Annotated in this window: 15 protein-coding genes; 2 read left to right on the forward strand and 13 right to left on the reverse strand. The window is 70.9% G+C overall.

The genetic code is table 11. From position 1 onward, the window contains the following. Nucleotides 1–13: 13 nt before the first annotated feature. Complete coding sequence (locus tag ACLQ2N_RS29020) at nt 14–508, reverse strand: GNAT family N-acetyltransferase (RefSeq protein ID WP_425817514.1); 495 nt, start codon at nt 506–508, stop codon at nt 14–16. 66 nt (nt 509–574) lie between these two features. Continuing rightward, on the reverse strand, nt 575–922 hold the full coding sequence (locus ACLQ2N_RS29025) for a tetratricopeptide repeat protein (protein WP_425817516.1): 348 nt from the start codon (nt 920–922) through the stop codon (nt 575–577). 121 nt (nt 923–1,043) lie between these two features. On the opposite strand from ACLQ2N_RS29025, the gene ACLQ2N_RS29030 reads away from it, so the two are divergent. Continuing rightward, the gene (locus tag ACLQ2N_RS29030; RefSeq protein WP_425817517.1) at nt 1,044–2,009 is read left to right on the forward strand and encodes a pirin family protein; all 966 of its coding nucleotides are present in this window, start codon (nt 1,044–1,046) and stop codon (nt 2,007–2,009) included. Between the two features lie 217 nt (nt 2,010–2,226). Here the strand turns inward: ACLQ2N_RS29030 and ACLQ2N_RS29035 are convergent, their stop codons facing one another. From ACLQ2N_RS29035 to rhaI, 3 genes are all read right to left on the reverse strand, one after another. Next, nucleotides 2,227–3,729 carry a rhamnulokinase gene (locus ACLQ2N_RS29035; protein WP_425817519.1) on the reverse strand — a complete coding sequence of 501 codons (1,503 nt, stop codon included), beginning with the start codon at nt 3,727–3,729 and terminating at the stop codon, nt 2,227–2,229. Between the two features lie 163 nt (nt 3,730–3,892). Then, entirely contained in the window at nt 3,893–5,932 is a 2,040-nt protein-coding gene (locus ACLQ2N_RS29040) for a bifunctional aldolase/short-chain dehydrogenase (RefSeq protein WP_425817521.1), read from the reverse strand. Between the two features lie 90 nt (nt 5,933–6,022). Then, nucleotides 6,023–7,192 (reverse strand): L-rhamnose isomerase, encoded by a 1,170-nt coding sequence (gene rhaI / locus ACLQ2N_RS29045; protein ID WP_425817523.1) that lies wholly within the window; start codon nt 7,190–7,192, stop codon nt 6,023–6,025. Nucleotides 7,193–7,337: 145 nt separating this feature from the next. Between rhaI and ACLQ2N_RS29050 the strand changes: the two genes are divergently transcribed. Beyond that, nucleotides 7,338–8,393, forward strand: a complete 1,056-nt coding sequence (locus ACLQ2N_RS29050; protein WP_425817525.1) for a LacI family DNA-binding transcriptional regulator — start codon at nt 7,338–7,340, stop codon at nt 8,391–8,393. 205 nt (nt 8,394–8,598) lie between these two features. Here ACLQ2N_RS29050 and ACLQ2N_RS29055 read toward each other — a convergent pair whose 3' ends face one another. The 8 genes from ACLQ2N_RS29055 to ACLQ2N_RS29090 all read right to left on the reverse strand — a co-directional run bounded on the left by ACLQ2N_RS29055 (nt 8,599) and on the right by ACLQ2N_RS29090 (nt 15,220). Next, on the reverse strand, nt 8,599–9,462 hold the full coding sequence (locus tag ACLQ2N_RS29055) for a fumarylacetoacetate hydrolase family protein (RefSeq protein WP_425817527.1): 864 nt from the start codon (nt 9,460–9,462) through the stop codon (nt 8,599–8,601). Nucleotides 9,463–9,500: 38 nt separating this feature from the next. Continuing rightward, a complete protein-coding gene (locus ACLQ2N_RS29060) occupies nt 9,501–10,538 on the reverse strand; it encodes a cupin domain-containing protein (RefSeq protein WP_425817529.1) in 1,038 nt (345 codons plus the stop codon). Between the two features lie 22 nt (nt 10,539–10,560). Continuing rightward, nucleotides 10,561–11,775 carry an FAD-dependent monooxygenase gene (locus ACLQ2N_RS29065; RefSeq protein ID WP_425817531.1) on the reverse strand — a complete coding sequence of 405 codons (1,215 nt, stop codon included), beginning with the start codon at nt 11,773–11,775 and terminating at the stop codon, nt 10,561–10,563. A gap of 141 nt (nt 11,776–11,916) precedes the next feature. Continuing rightward, complete coding sequence (locus tag ACLQ2N_RS29070; RefSeq protein WP_425817533.1) at nt 11,917–12,567, reverse strand: CoA transferase subunit B; 651 nt, start codon at nt 12,565–12,567, stop codon at nt 11,917–11,919. Continuing rightward, nucleotides 12,567–13,322: a CoA transferase subunit A gene (locus tag ACLQ2N_RS29075; RefSeq protein ID WP_425817534.1), complete on the reverse strand. Its 756-nt coding sequence runs from the start codon at nt 13,320–13,322 to the stop codon at nt 12,567–12,569. Before ACLQ2N_RS29075 ends, ACLQ2N_RS29070 begins: the two co-directional genes overlap by 1 nt. Before the next feature lie 16 nt (nt 13,323–13,338). After that, nucleotides 13,339–13,509 carry a hypothetical protein gene (locus ACLQ2N_RS29080; protein WP_425817536.1) on the reverse strand — a complete coding sequence of 57 codons (171 nt, stop codon included), beginning with the start codon at nt 13,507–13,509 and terminating at the stop codon, nt 13,339–13,341. Next, nucleotides 13,506–14,252, reverse strand: coding sequence for an SDR family NAD(P)-dependent oxidoreductase (locus tag ACLQ2N_RS29085; RefSeq protein ID WP_425817538.1), 747 nt, complete (start codon nt 14,250–14,252; stop codon nt 13,506–13,508). The genes ACLQ2N_RS29080 and ACLQ2N_RS29085 overlap by 4 nt, the downstream gene beginning before the upstream one ends. Next, nucleotides 14,249–15,220 carry a fumarylacetoacetate hydrolase family protein gene (locus ACLQ2N_RS29090; protein ID WP_425817540.1) on the reverse strand — a complete coding sequence of 324 codons (972 nt, stop codon included), beginning with the start codon at nt 15,218–15,220 and terminating at the stop codon, nt 14,249–14,251. The genes ACLQ2N_RS29085 and ACLQ2N_RS29090 overlap by 4 nt, the downstream gene beginning before the upstream one ends. Nucleotides 15,221–15,282 lie beyond the last annotated feature (62 nt).

The raw sequence follows: 15,282 nt of genomic DNA on the forward strand, positions 1-15,282 counted from the left end.
GGCTCCGCCCGTCCTACGCCGCCCACTCGACCAGGTAGTACGTGAGCGAGGCGTCCTCGCCCACGAGGCGCATCCCGGCCGCCGCCATGACCCGCTGCGAGGGGATGTTGCCCGTGTCGGCGTCCCCGCGCACCCGGGCGACGCCCTGTCCCCGCGCGAACCGGAGCAGCGCCCGCAGCGCCTCGGAGGCATAGCCCCGTCCGCGCGCCGACTCCACGAGCCCGTACCCGATCGTGACGCCGCCCCGCTCGTCCGGCGCCCCGTGGAAGCCGATGCCGCCGATGACCACACCATCGGCCCGGAGCCGTATCTCGTACGAGCAGAACGGGGTGGGGTCGCCGGTGTCCGCGCAGGTCGTGAGGAAGCGCGAGGCGGCGCCCCGCTCGCCGGGGGAGGGGTAGCCGGGAGCCCAGCGCGCCCCGGCCGGCGGCGAACCCGCGGCGACGTGCTCGGCGTCGGCGGGGCTCATGGGGTGCAGGAACAGGCGCGGCGTCTCAAGGTCGTTCATGGTCCTGTGGAGTATCACGTGGCCGCCGTTCCCGGCACCTGGAATATGGCGGGTGCCGGGACGCGCTCACGCCGGCCCGAGGTCACCGGACAGCGCTGCCGCCAGCCGCAGCTGTGTGTCCGCCTCGGCCTGCCGCCCCTGGCGCTCCAGGGTCCGGCCGAGCATCAGGCGGGCGTAGTGCTCCACCGGATCGCGCTCCAGAACCGCGCGAAGCTCCGTCTCGGCCCGCCCGAGGCTCGCCGAGTGGTAGTAGGCGCGGGCCAGCAGCAGCCGGGGCGCGACCTGCTCCGGGACCTCCGCGACGAGGCCGTCCAGGATGCGTGCCGCGGTCGTGTACTCCTTCGCGTCGAAGAAGAATCCCGCGCGCTCCCAGCGCTCGGCGGCGGTTCCGAACTCGTAGTAGCTGTCGCTCATGTCGTCTCCTCGGCCGGGCGGGTGTCCGATCCGCACAACACCGATAGGTGGTTTAACATTCCACTAATCATCCGGCGTGGGTGCCACCCGCCCCCGCCCGCAGCGGAATAGGTTGAGCGCCATGAGCAATCTCGATCGCCAGGCCGTCCCCACCGTCTGCGGGGGCCGGGGTTTCGTCGTCGCGGAGCCCGTACGCGAACTGCTGGCCCCGCGCACGGTGCGGCTCGGCGAGTCCACCGAGGTCCGCAGGCTGCTGCCCAACCTGGGCCGCCGGATGGTCGGTGCCTGGGCCTTCGTGGACCACTACGGCCCCGACGACATCGCCGACGAACCCGGGATGCAGGTGCCGCCGCACCCCCACATGGGCCTCCAGACCGTCAGCTGGCTGCACGAGGGCGAGGTCCTGCACCGCGACAGCCTCGGCAGCCTCCAGACGATCCGCCCGCGCGAACTCGGCCTCATGACCTCCGGCCGCGCGATCAGCCACTCCGAGGAGAGCCCCAAGCCGCACGCCGCCCTGCTCCACGGTGCCCAGCTCTGGGTGGCGCTCCCGGACGCGCACCGCTTCGCGGATCCCCACTTCCAGCACCACAGCGACCTGCCCGCGGTCACCGCCCCCGGCCTCACGGCCACGGTGATCCTGGGCGACCTCGACGGCGCCACCTCGCCCGGCACCGCGTACACCCCGATCGTGGGCGCCGACCTCTCGCTGACCCGAGGCGCGCGGGCCCGGCTCCCCCTGGACCCCGACTTCGAGTACGCCGTGCTCTCGATGTCCGGCGAGGCCGAGGTCGACGGCGTCCCGGTCCTCCCCGGCTCCATGCTCTACCTCGGCTGCGGCCGCACCGAGCTCCCGCTCCGCGCGGAGTCCGACGCGGGCCTGATGCTCCTGGGCGGCGAACCGTTCGAGGAGGAGCTGATCATGTGGTGGAACTTCGTGGGCAGGACCCAGGACGAGATCGCCCGGGCCCGGGAGGACTGGATGGGCGGCGACCGGTTCGGGGCCGTACACGGCTACGACGGGCCGCCCATTCCGGCGCCGGCGCTGCCGGACGTGGGACTGAAGCCGCGGGGGCGGGTGCGCTGAGCTGCGATTCCTCCGAGGGCTGTCGCAGCCTTCCCGGGGCGCGTCCGCGGATCAAGGCGTACAAGCTTGCCGAGACCGCCACTCGGGGGCGTGGGACTTCCGTGAGCACCGCCGCCGTGCGCCGGCTGGCGTGGGAGGGCAATCCCTGGGCCATGGGCCCGCGACCGCAGTGGTCCGTCTCCTGGCCGCCTGGGATAGGAGATCTGGGGCTCCGGCGTCACGGGATCATCGGGTGCGTCGGTGCGCCGATTCGGGCGGCGGCCGCGTCCCAGGCGGCGCTGTTGCCTTGAGGGGTGTAGTGCCGCAGGTGCTGGGTGCGGGCGACGAGGCGGCGCATGTCGGGAAGGCCGCCCACCAGGCCGGCGGCTCGGGCTTGGACGAGGATATTGCCGAGTGCGGTGGCTTCGCTGGGGCCGGCGACGACGGGCAGGCCGGTGGCGTCGGCGGTGAGTTGGCAGAGCAGTTCGTTGCGTGATCCGCCGCCGACGAGGTGGATGCGGGTGATGTCGCGGCCGGCGAGCTCGGCGGCCTGGCGCAGGGCGCGGCGGTGTGCGAGGGCCAGGCTTTCCAGAATGCAGCGGACGATGGCGCCCTGTGTGGCGGGGATGGGTTGTCCGGTGCGGGCGCAGTATGCGCGGATGCGGGTGGGCATGTCGCCGGGGGCGAGGAACTCCGGGGCGTCGGGGTCGAGGACCGCGGCGAACGGTTGAGCCTCCGCGGCTTCGGTGAGCAGCGTGGGGATGTGGGTGGGGAGGCCCTCCTTGTCCCACGTGCGCCGGCATTCTTCCAGGAGCCACATGCCCATGATGTTGCGCAGGTAGCGCACGGTGCCGTCGATGCCGCGTTCGTTGGTGAAGTTCGCCGCTCGGGAGGCGGCGCTGAGGACGGGGGCGTCGAGTTCGAGGCCGGCCAAGGACCACGTTCCGCAGGAGATGTACGCGAAGCCGGTTTCGGTGGCGGGTACGGCGACGACTGCGGAGGCGGTGTCGTGGGAGGCGACCGTAGTCACCGGCGTATGCGAGGGGAGTCCGGTGCAGGCGGCTACGTGGGGGAGGAGGGTACCCGCCGCGTCTCCGGGCCTGCGCAGGGGCGGGAAGAGGCCCGGGTCGAGGGAGAGCCGCTTCATGAGGTGGTGGGACCAGGTGCCGGTTCGGGCGTCGAAGAGACCGGTGGTGGAGGCGTTGGTCTCCTCGGCACCCAACGATCCGGTCAGCCAGTGGATCAGGAGATCCGGGATGAGCAGCAGGGTGCGGGCGGCGTCCCTTTGAACGGCTCCCGTGCCGGCCGCGAGCTGGAAGACCGTGTTGAAGGGGAGGTGCTGGAGGCCCGTGATGCTGTACAGCGTCTCGGCGGAGACTTCTGCCCAGACGCCCGGGGCGATGCCCTCGGTACGCGAGTCGCGGTAGTGGAAGGGGTTGCCGAGGAGGGCGTTGTCGCTGCCCAGGAGGCCGTAGTCCACGGCCCAGGTGTCGACACCGATGGAGGCGACGCCGCCGGAGCGGGCGCATTCACGCAGTCCGTCGAGGATCTCTTGGAACAGGGCCAGGACGTTCCAGTGCAGGCCGTCCGGCAGCCGCACGGGGGTATTGCCGAAGCGGTGCACTTCGGTGAGGTCGAGACGGTCCGGGCCCACACGGCCGACGATCACCCGTCCGCTGGTGGCGCCGAGATCGACCGCGGCGAACGCGGAGGGCGGGGGAGTGCTGGTCACGGGGTGCATACCTCTGCGGTGCGGGCGGCTCATCGGGAAGTTGGGGAATGGCGGACCGGCGGCGCCGTGCCGGGCCTGGTGTCAGGGCCGGGCCTCGGCCGGCATCGTGCCGCCGGTCCGCGGTGCACCGGGGCGGGTGCGTCAGTCACCCGCCCCAGGCGATCGAGGGTGCTCAGCGGAGGAAGGCCGCAGCGACACCGGCGTCGACGGGGATGTGCAGGCCGGTGGTGTGGGTGAGGTCACCGCCTGTGAGGGCGAACACCGCGTTCGCGACGTGCTCGGGCAGGACCTCCTGCTTCAGCAGCGTGCGCCGGGCGTAGAACTCACCGAGCTCGTCCTCCTCGATGCCGTACGTCGCGGCGCGCTGCGCCCCCCATCCCGCGGCGAAGATGCCCGAACCGCGGACGACGCCGTCGGGGTTGACGCCGTTGACGCGGATGCCGTGCTCGCCGAGTTCGGCGGCGAGAAGGCGGACCTGGTGGGCCTGGTCGGCCTTGGTGGCGGAATAGGCGATGTTGTTCGGTCCGGCGAAGACGGCGTTCTTGGAGGCGATGTACACGATGTCGCCGCCCAGGCCCTGCTCGATCATGACTCCGGCGGCCGCGCGGGAGACGAGGAAGGACCCCCGGGCCATGATGTCGTGCTGGAGGTCCCAGTCCTTCGCGGTCGTGGCCAGCAGCGGCTTCGAGATCGAGATCCCGGCGTTGTTGACCACGAGATCGACCCCCCCGAACGCGAGAACGGCCGCACGGAACGCGGCGCTGATCTGCTCCTCGGAGGTGACGTCCACGGTGACCGCGACGGCCTTGTCCGGGCCGCCCAGCTCCTCGGCCACGGCAGCGGCGTTCTCGCCGTTCAGGTCGGCGACGACCACGCAGGCGCCCTCGGCGACCAGCCGGTGCGCGATGGCCTTGCCGATGCCCGAGCCCGCACCCGTCACCAGCGCCACACGCGTCGCCAAGGGCTTCGGCTTCGGCATCCGCCGCAGCTTGGCCTCCTCCAGGTCCCAGTACTCGATGCGGAACTTCTCCGCTTCATCGATGGGGGCGTAGGAGGAGACGGCCTCGGCGCCGCGCATGACGTTGATCGCGTTGAGGTAGAACTCGCCCGCCACCCGCGCGGTCTGCTTGTCCTTGCCGTACGAGAACATCCCGACGCCCGGCACCAGCACGATCGCGGGGTCCGCGCCGCGCATGGCCGGCGAGTCGGGGGTGGCATGCCGGGCGTAGTAGGCGGCGTACTCCTCGCGGTACTCGGCATGCAGTTCCTTCAGCCGGGCCACGGCCTCATCCAGCGGGGCCGCAGGCGGCAGGTCCAGGACGAGCGGGCGGACCTTGGTGCGCAGGAAGTGGTCCGGGCACGAGGTGCCCAGAGCGGCGAGACGCGGGTGCTGGTCGTGCGCGAGGAAGTCGAGGACGACGTCGGTGTCCGTGAAGTGGCCGACCTGCGGCCGGTCCTGCGAGGCCAGGGAACGGATGACAGGCGCGAGCGCGGCGGCCCGTGCCTGACGCTCCACGGCCTCCAGCGCCCCGTAGCCGGCCAGCGGAACGCCGAACGGCTGCTCCTTGCCGTGATCCGCGAGGAAGGCCTCCGCCGTGCGGATCATCCACAGCGCGTTGGCCTCGCACTCCTCGGCGCCGGCACCCCACGCGGTGATCCCGTGCCCGCCCAGGACCACGCCGACGGCCTCGGGGTGGGCATCCTTGATCGCCGCGATGTCCAGGCCGAGCTGGAACCCGGGACGCCGCCACGGCACCCAGGCCACCTTCCCCCCGTAGCACTGTGCCGTCAGCTTCTCCCCGTCCGAGGCGCAGGCGAGCGCGATGCCGGAGTCCGGGTGGAGGTGATCCACGTGAGCGGCATCCACCAAACCGTGCATCGCGGTGTCGATGGATGGCGCCGCTCCGCCCTTCCCGTGCAGGCAGAAGTCGAAGGCGGCGACCATCTCGTCCTCGCGCTCCACTCCCGCATACACGTCCCTCAGGGCCCGCAGCCGGTCGAGCCGCAGGACGGCGAGACCGTCCTCGGTGAGGGTGCCGAGGTCGCCCCCGGACCCCTTGACCCACATCAGCTCGGTGTCCGAGCCGGTGACGGGGTCGGGGACGGTGCCCTTGGCGGATGCGTTGCCGCCCGCGTAGTTGGTGTTGCGCGGGTCGGAGCCCAGCCGCTGCGCACGGTCGAGGAGGGCGGCGACTTCGGGGTGGGTGGCCATGGAGATCGGTCCTTCAGATGCGAAGTGTGCGGAGGAGGAAGAGGAGAGGGCGCCTGCTGGGCGCGAAAACAGATCGGAGGGCCGGCGCGCTCAGGCGCCCCAGCCGGCCTGCTGTCCGCCCACGCGCGCGGATGCGACCCGCTCCTGCCATCCGGAAGCGGCATACGCGGTGACCGGGTCGGGATGCAGCCCCTGTTCCTCCCGCACCTCCCGCAGCAGAGGGCGGACGTCGGTGTTGTAGGCATCCATCAGCACGGCATTCGCGGCGAGGACGTCACCGGAGAGCTGCGCGGCGGCGAGCGCGTCGAGGTCGACGAGCAGAGCCTTGGCGGTGGCCTCCTGGACATTCATCACGGACCGAATGACAGCAGGGATCTTGGCCTCGATGTTGTGGCATTGGTCGAGCATGAAGGCCACGTTCCCGGAGGCGTCCAGACCGCCGTTCTTGGAGACCTCGTGCATGATTCGGAACAACTGGAAGGGGTCGGCGGACCCGACCATCAAGTCGTCGTCGGCATAGAAGCGCGAGTTGAAGTCGAAGCCGCCGAGCTTCCCCTCGCGGAGGAGGAAGGCAACGATGAACTCGATGTTGGTGCCCGGGGCGTGGTGGCCGGTGTCCACGACGACCTGCGCCTTGGAGCCCAGTTGGAGGCAGTGGGCGTAGGACGTCCCCCAGTCCGGCACGTCGGTGGTGTAGAAGGCCGGCTCGAAGAACTTGTACTCGAGCAGGAGCCGCTGGCCTTCGCTGAGCCGCTCATACACCTCGGCCAAAGACTCCGCGAGCCGGTCCTGGCGGCCGGTGATGTCGTCCTGGCCGGGGTAGTTGGTGCCGTCGGCGAACCACAGCTTCAGATCTGTGGATCCGGTTGCGTCCATGATGTCGACGCACTCCAGGAGGTGATCGACGGCCCTGCGGCGCACCTTCGCCTCCGGGTGACAGACGCTGCCGAGCCGGTAGCCGTCGTCTTGGAAAGTATTGGAGTTGATCGCGCCCAGTTCCAGACCGCGCTCCCTGGCATAGGCAGCGAGAGCCGTGTAGTCGTCGACCCGGTCCCACGGGATGTGCAAGGACACCTTCGGCGCGACACCGGTGAACTCGTGCACCTTCGCGGCGTCGTCCAACTTCTCCCACGGCGTCCTCGGGACACCGGGCTGGGAGAACACCTTGAAGCGGGTGCCGGAGTTCCCGTAGCCCCAGGACGGGGTCTCGATCCTCTGGGACTTGAGCGCAGCCTTCACGGCGTTCCGTACGACAGTCATGGGCAACCTCACAACCAGAGCCGTGCTCTACGCATCAGCGTTTGAATCGTTTCATCACCAATGAAACACGTGCTGCACTGCTAGTCAAGGTGCTGCGTTCGAGGTGATTGAAAGGATTCATTGCGGCGCGAGGGGCTGGCTTAGGATGACGTTCCTACGGACTCGAGGAGAACGGACGTCGTCAGTGGTCGGCATCAAGGAGGTGGCGCGTCAGGCAGGCGTTTCCGTGGGCACGGTCTCCAATGTCCTGAACAGGCCCGATCGTGTCTCGCCCGAGGTGCGGACTCGTGTCCACGCCGCGATCGAGCTGTTGGGGTACGTCCGGAGCGAGTCGGCACGACAGCTGCGTGCCGGTCGGAGCCGCATGCTCGGACTGCTGGTCATGGACACCGGAAACCCCTTCTTCGCCGTTCTCGCCCGGGGCACCGAGCGCGTCGCCGCCGAGGCGGACCTCGGCGTGATGGTGTGCAACAGTGCGGAGAACACGTCGGCCGAACAGGCCTACCTGTCGCTCTTCGTCGAGCAGCGCCTCCGCGGGGTCCTGTTCGCTCCGGTCGCCTCGCACGGGGAGCCCTGGGCGGCGCTGCGGCGGGCGAACATTCCGTTCGTGGTGGTCGACCGGGCGGCCGATGAGCAGACGGCCTGTTCAGTGGCGGCCGACGATGTCCTGGGGGGCCTGCTCGCTGGCAGGCATCTGGTTGCCGGTGGTCACCGGCGCATCGCCTTCGTGCGCGGCCCCCAGCATCTGCAGCAGATACAAGACCGGCGCCAAGGGCTGGCACGTGCGGTTCAGGAGGCGGGCCTCGACGCCGACGCGATCGTGGACATCCGGGCCGACAGGCTCGACGTCGCCGCCGGCAGGGACGCCGGGGCCCGGCTCATCGGCCTCGCGCCCCGCCCGACGGCCGTCTTCTGCGCGAACGACCTCATGGCCCTGGGCGTCATGCAGACGGCCTTCGACGCGGGCGTGGGCGTCCCGGACGACCTGGCCGTCGTCGGCTACGACGACATCGAGTTCGCGGAGGCGAGCCTCATCCCGCTGACCTCGGTACGCCATCCGGCGGCGGAGATCGGCCGCCTCGCCGCACAACTCCTGCTCCAGGAGATCGAGGCATCCGACGCGGCCCCTGAGCACCAGCACACCGGCATCGTGCTCCAGCCCGAGCTGGTCGTACGCAGGTCGAGCACGCCGCGGTCCTGAACGCGGAGGGCGCGCCCCGTGGGCCGGCTGCCACCCCGACGGCCCGTCGGCCGAAGGCTGCCCGCACGGCCCGCGGCCATGCTGCTCACCAGCGGCGGGGAGGTGCGGGTCGAGAGGGCGCAGCGTGGCTGATTTCTGCTCACCGGGCCCCGCGCGGCAGTCCCTCGGCGGCGCTTCGGGACCGCCTCGCAGGGGTGCGGGCGGATCAGCCCCGGCGGTGCCCCGGCCGCGACGCGTACGGCGTCGCCCGGGATCCGTCCACGCCTACTTCGAGGCGGCCGATCTTCTCGATCTCGACGACGACGCGGTCCCCGTCGCTGAGCGGTCCGACTCCGGCCGGTGTGCCCGTGGCGATCACGTCGCCGGGGTACAGGGTCATCACCGAGGAGGCGTAGGCGACCAGTTCCCGCACGCCGAAGATGAGGTCCTCGGTGTTGGTGCTCTGCCGGGTCCCGCCGGACACATCGCAGCGCAGGTCCAGCCGGTCGGGGTCGGCGATTTCGTCGGCGGTGACGATCCAGGGGCCGATGGGGGTGAAGGTGTCGAAGGACTTGCGGGTGGAGCGGTCCTCGCCGGAGCGGACGGTGATGTCCAGCAGGCAGGTGTACCCGAAGACGTGGTCGAGGGCCTTCTCGGCGCTGACCTGCGAGGCGGTCCGGCCGATGACGACGGCCAGTTCCCCTTCCTGGTCGGTGCGGATGTCGGAGTAGGGCAGGACGATGTCCTGATCCGGGCCGATCACCGACGAGTTGGCCTTCAGGAAGACACCCAGGTCGGCGATGGAGGTGGGGTAGTCCATCTCGGCCTTGTGGTCGAGGTAGTTGACCGGCGCACCGATGATCTTGCCGGGGCGAGGCAGCGGAGCCTCCAACCGCACGTCGGTGAGCGCAACGCGGCGCCCGTCCGCCGGATCGAGCACCGCGCCGGAGGCGTCGGACAGCCCCTCGATGTACAGCTGAAGTGTGCCGGACGGGCCGGCGGATGAGCGGGTGACCTGGTCGGTCACGTCGGTGATGGTGTCGCCCTCGACGATGCCGAGGCGACCCTTGTCGAACAGGGCCAGACGCATCGTGGCCTCCTTGTCGGTGTGGGAAAGCGGGGGAGTGATCAGGCGCCGGGGTCGGCGCTCTCGCTGCGGTAGAGACCCAAGGACCGCATCACGGGTTCGTCGCTGTACGAGAACAGGACCGCGTCGGCGGACGTGGAGGTGTTCAGGTGCCGGTAGGAGGCCCAGCCAGGGATGGCGAAGGTGTCGTTCTCCGTCCAGTCCAGGCGCTTGCCGTCCACGAGGGTGGCGCCTTCGCCGCGGACGACGCTGAAGACGGTGGAGGCGGTGTGGCGGCGGCCTGCCCCTTCGAAGCCCGGTCGCAGCCGTTGGATCCGGCAGGAGATGGTCGGCATGACCGGGCCGCCGGTCCAGGGGTTGGTGTACTCCAGGACGATCCCGTCGACGTCGCTGCCCTGGGCGCTGTCAGCGATGGCCTCCAGTGCCCGGCTGGTCTCCTGCCAGGTGTAACGGGTGATGGGCGAGTTCGGCCCGTCGGGGGTGATCCAGGAGGGAGTCAGGCGGCCGTGGAGGAACTGCCGGCTGCCTCCGTCGTCGGGACGGGTGACGGGCTGGAGCCGCTGCGGGTACTTCTCGTAGAAGCCCGCTTCCAGGGCGTTGACCAGGGGGTAGTCCAGGGCGTCGAGCCAGATCATCGGCGCGTCACCCTCATGGGTGTGGTCGTGCCAGTGCCATCCGGGGGTGAGCAGCAGGTCGCCGGGGGCCATGAAGACGCGCTCGCCGTCGACGGTGGTCCAGGCGCCGTCGCCCTCCAGGACGAAGCGGAAGGCGTTGGAGGTGTGGCGGTGGGCCTGGGCGGTTTCGCCGGGCAGGATGATCTGCAGGCCGGCGTAGAGGGTGTTGACCGTGGCGGGCGGGTCGGTGAGCCCGGGGTTGACCAGCATGAGGACCCGGCGTTCGGCCTCGTCCAGGGACAGCGTCCGGGAGAAGTGCAGCAGGTGGGGCCGCAGTTCCTGCCAGCTCCACCGGTAGGGGACGGCCTTGCTGCGGGGCTCGGCCGGGAACAGGTTGCCGTAGAACCGCCACAGCGGTGCGGCGCCCAGCTCGTCGAGTGCCTCGTAGGCGGGGTCGTCGATCACGGGATCTCCTCAGGGTGGTTGTTCACAGGGTGGTGGCCGGCGGGCGATCGCCGACGGGGGTCCACACCCAGGCGATGTCGTCGAAGTCCTCGGGAGTGCGGCCGGAAAGGAGTTGGTCACGCAAGAAGGCTCCCGTGCCGTCCATGTGGCAGATCTCGCCAAAGCGTCGCGCGTTGGTCTGGATCGACGCGGCCCTCTCCGTACGGAGGGCGGCATACGACGCAAATGCATCCTCCGGGCGGCCGTGATCGCGCAGAGCGTGACCGAGGGCCACGGCGTCCTCCAGCGCCTGACAGGCACCCTGGGCCAGGTACTGCAGCATCGGGTGCGCGGCGTCGCCCAGCAGCACGATGCGGCCATGCACCCAGTCGGTGATCGGGAGCCGGTCGAACAGCGGCCAGCGCCGGTCCCGGGCGACCAGGGGCAAGGCGTCGCGCACGGCGTCGCAGGCGCCGGCGAACCGCTCCTCCAGCTCGGCCTCGGTTCCCCAGTCGTCGGAGTCGGGGTCGTAGTGGTCGCTCTCGAAGACGGCGACCTGGTTGTACAACTCGCCGCGACGCACGGGGTACTGGACGAGGTGCATGCGCGGACCGGCCCACACGAGGACCGACTCCGTCGTGGCGTGCTGCGCCATCGCCCCCGTCATGCTGGTGACGGGCAGGGCGCCGCGGTAGGCGACGTACCTGGAGCAGACGGGGGCGCCGTCGTTCACGAGGATCTGCCTGAGCCGGGAATGCAGGCCGTCGGCGGCCACCACCGCGTCCGCAGCGAGCTGTTGGGGCGTCTCGGCGAAGTGCAGGCGCACCTCTTCCGGCGTCTGGACCGCGTCGGTGACGGTCCGCCCGGTGTGCAGGGCGATCGACGGGTGCTCCTCGCAGGCGGTCAGGAGGGCGCCGTGGAGGTCGGTGCGGTGGGTGACGAGATAGGGGTGCTCGAACCGGCTGCGGTAGGCGGCGCTGCGCAGGTCGAGAGCGGTGACCTGCCGGCCGGTGAGCGCGTCCATCATGACGAGCCGGGGTGGGGCGACGGCGGAGCGCCGCACGGCATCGAGGACGCCCAGTTCCTCCAGCGCGAGCGAGGCGTTCGGAGCCAGCTGGAGGCCGGCTCCGATCTCGCCGAATCGGGCGGCGCGCTCCACCACGCTCACGCGGTGGCCGGAACGGGCGATGGCGAGGGCGGCGGCCAGGCCGCCGATGCCACCGCCGACGACAGCTATGTGCAGGGGCGTAGTCGTCACGACAGGTGCCTCCTTGGGGCAGGGTCCGTCTCCCGACACCTGGGGGTTCCGCGTCGGGATCTTTGATGAACGGACCATCGGGGCAGGAGCAGGAATTCGCGGTGCGGGCCCACGCAGGGACCGGCGGGGGAGGGAGAGCGGTCAGCAGGCGGAGGCGGTGCTGTCGGCGTGAATCGGGGCGCCCGTGCGCGTGCGGAGGTAGTCGACGGTGACACCCGGGGCGGTCTCGACCAGAGCAAGGCCCCGGTCGGTGACGTCAAGGACGCAGAGATCGGTGATGATCCGGTCGACGCACCCGCGGCCGGTGAGCGGGAGGGAGCACTCCTGGACGATCTTCGGGGTGCCGTCCTTGGCCGTGTGCTCCGTCAGGACGACGACCCTGCGCGCGCCGTGGACGAGGTCCATGGCGCCGCCCATGCCCTTGACCATCTTCCCGGGGATCATCCAGTTCGCCAGGTCACCGGTGGCGGAGACCTGCATGGCGCCGAGGACCGCGGTGTCGATGTGTCCGCCGCGGATCATCCCGAACGAGAGCGCGGAGTCGAAGAACGAGGCGCCGGGCAGGACGGTGACGGTCTCCTTGCCGGCGTTGATGAGGTCGGGGTCGACCTCGTGTTCCTCGGGGTAGGGGCCGGTGCCCAGGATGCCGTTCTCGGAGTGCAGCACCACCTGCACACCGGCCGGGACATGGGCGGGGATGAGGGTGGGCAGGCCGATGCCGAGGTTGACGTACGAGCCGTCGGTCAGTTCGGCGGCGGCTCGGGCGGCCATCTGGTCGCGGGTCCAGGCCATCAGGCGCGCACCGTCCTCTTCTCGATGAGCTTGTCGGCCGCTTGGGCGGGGGTGAGGGGTACGACGCGCTGGACGAAGACACCGGGGAGGTGCACCTGGTCGGGGTCGAGGCTGCCGGGTTCGACGAGTTCCTCGACCTCGGCGATGGTGATGCGCCCGGCCATGGCGGCAAGCGGGTTGAAGTTGGCGGAGGCGCGGCGGAAGACGAGGTTGCCGTGCCGGTCGCCCCGCCAGGCCCGTACCAGGGCGAAGTCGGTGGTGATCCCGTGCTCCAGGACATGGGTCCGGCCCTCGTACTCCCGGGTCTCCTTGACGGCCGAGGCGACGGCGACGGCGCCGTCGGGGGCGTACCTCCAGGGAAGCCCGCCGTCGGCGACCTGGGTGCCTACTCCGGCCGGGGTGTAGAAGGCGGGGATGCCGCAGCCGCCGGCGCGGAGCCGTTCGGCCAGGGTGCCCTGGGGCACGAGCTCGACTTCCAGCTCTCCGCTCAGGTATTGGCGGGCGAACTCCTTGTTCTCGCCGACGTAGGAGCCGGTGACCCGGCAGATGCGCCGCGCCGCCAGCAGGATGCCGAGGCCGCGGTCGTCGACGCCACAGTTGTTGGAGACGACCCGCAGACCGGTCGCCCCCTGGGCGTACAGGGCACGGATCAGGGTCTCGGGGATGCCGTTGAGCCCGAAACCGCCGACGGCGAGTGAGGCGCAGTCGGGGATGTCGGCGACGGCGTCGGCGGGTTTCCGGATGACCTTGTCCACGGTTCCGGGTGTCCTTTCAGGTGAGGGGGCCGGGCAGCACGGAGGACCGGCCGCCGTCGAAGACGAGAGGGGCGCAGGGGGCACAGGAGGCTTCCTCGGACGCGAGGAGGGCCGCGGTCCGGGTGATCTCCCGGACGTACCGGGCGGTGCCCGCTACCAGGGCGACCTTGCTCTCCGGCCGCCTCATCGGCCCGTCCCGTCGAGGAGGGCGTCGGACACCGACTTCACTCCGCCGTGCGAGGTGAGGCCGCCGTCGACCGGGATCTCCGCGCCGGTGATGAACGACGACTCGTCGGCGAGCAGGAACACCACCAGCGGCGTCACCTCCTCGACCGTGCCCACACGGCCCAGGGGCGTCTCGCGGATGTTGCTCTCCCGGAAGGCGGGTGCGGCGGAGGCCGTCATCTCGGTCTCGATGAAACCGGGATGGACGGTGTTCACCCGGATCCCCCGCGGGCCGAACTCCAGGGCGGCGGTCTTCGACAGTCCGCGCAACGCCCACTTGCTCGTCGTGTACGCCACCGGATAGTGGGCGGTCAGCGCGGCCGAAGAGCCGACGTTCACGACGGAGGAGCCGGGCGGCATCAGGGGGGCCAGGTGCTGCATTCCGAGGAGCGGCCCGTTGACGTTGACGGCGTGGACGCGGTTCATGTCCTCGGCGGTGACCTCGTCGAGCCGGGCCCGCCAGGTGATGCCGGCGTTGTTGACCAGCCCGTGGACGGCCCCGTAGGTGTCGCGGAGGGAGCCGGCCAAGGCCGCCCAGTCGTCGGCCCGGGTCACGTCGAGCCGCCGGACACCCTCCGCGCTGTTCACGTCCGTGGCGATGACCGAGGCACCTTCACGCTCCAGGGCCACCACCTCTGCGGCGCCCTGGCCCCGGGCGGCGCCGGTGACGACGACCACCTTGCCTGCCAGGCGTCCGTTGGTCACGGACGCTCCCGGGTGCGGCGCCGGCCCTGGGGCAGGGCGGTGGGCTCGGTGCCGGAGACCACGCGGGTGGTGAGGGACCCGAGGGCTTCCACGGTGAGGGTGACGGTGTCGCCGGGCTTCAGAGGCGGCGGGACCTGTTCGCCGTTGCGGCCCCACAGCTCGGCGAGGCAACCTCCGTTGCCGCAGGTGCCGGAGCCCAGGACGTCGCCGGCGACGATCCGGGTGCCGCGCGAGGCGTAGGCGGCCATCTCCTCGAACGTCCAGCTCATGTTGGACAGCAGGTCGCTGCCCACCCGGTCGCCGTTGACCTCGGCCGTCAGGGCCAGACGCAGGAAACCTTCGGCGTCTCGGTAGGGCTCCAACTCGTCGGCGGTCACCAGGTAGGGGCCGAGGGTGGTGGCGGAGTCCTTGCCCTTGCACGGGCCGAGACCGACCCGCATCTCGGCGGACTGCAGATCCCGCGCGGACCAGTCGTTGAACACGGTGTAGCCGACGATGTGCTCGCGGGCCTGTTCCGGGGCCAGGTCCCGGCCCTCGCGGCCGATGACCGCCGCCACCTCCAGCTCGAAATCGAACGCGGACGAGCCGGGCGGCACGGGGATGTCGTCGTGCGGGCCGAACACGGCGTGCGGGTTGGTGAAGTAGTAGGTCGGCGCCTCGTACCACTGGGCGGGAACCCCGGATTCGCCGCTGACGGAGCGGCGAACACCCTCGACGTGCTCCTCGAAGGTGACGAAGTCCCTTACGGAGGAAGGCTGGAGGGGCGGGAGCAGCCGGACCTCGGAGACGTGCGGTCCGGGCGGAACGTCCAGGGCCTCTGCTCCGGCGGCGAGGAGGCCGGGAAGGCCGTCGGTCTCGCGGATCAGGTCCGTGAGTGAGGTGACGCCGGGCAGCGGGAACAGCGTGCCGTCGTCCTCGACGACGGCGACACGGTTCCGGTGCCGGTATGCGTAAGCGGCGAAGCGCATGGTGCGGCTCCCATGTGGAGAAACGGGGGGACACGGGACCGGCCGTCCGCTGTGGAGAGACG

This window comes from Streptomyces sp. DT224, assembly GCF_049844595.1.
Classification (GTDB): Bacteria; Actinomycetota; Actinomycetes; order Streptomycetales; family Streptomycetaceae; genus Streptomyces.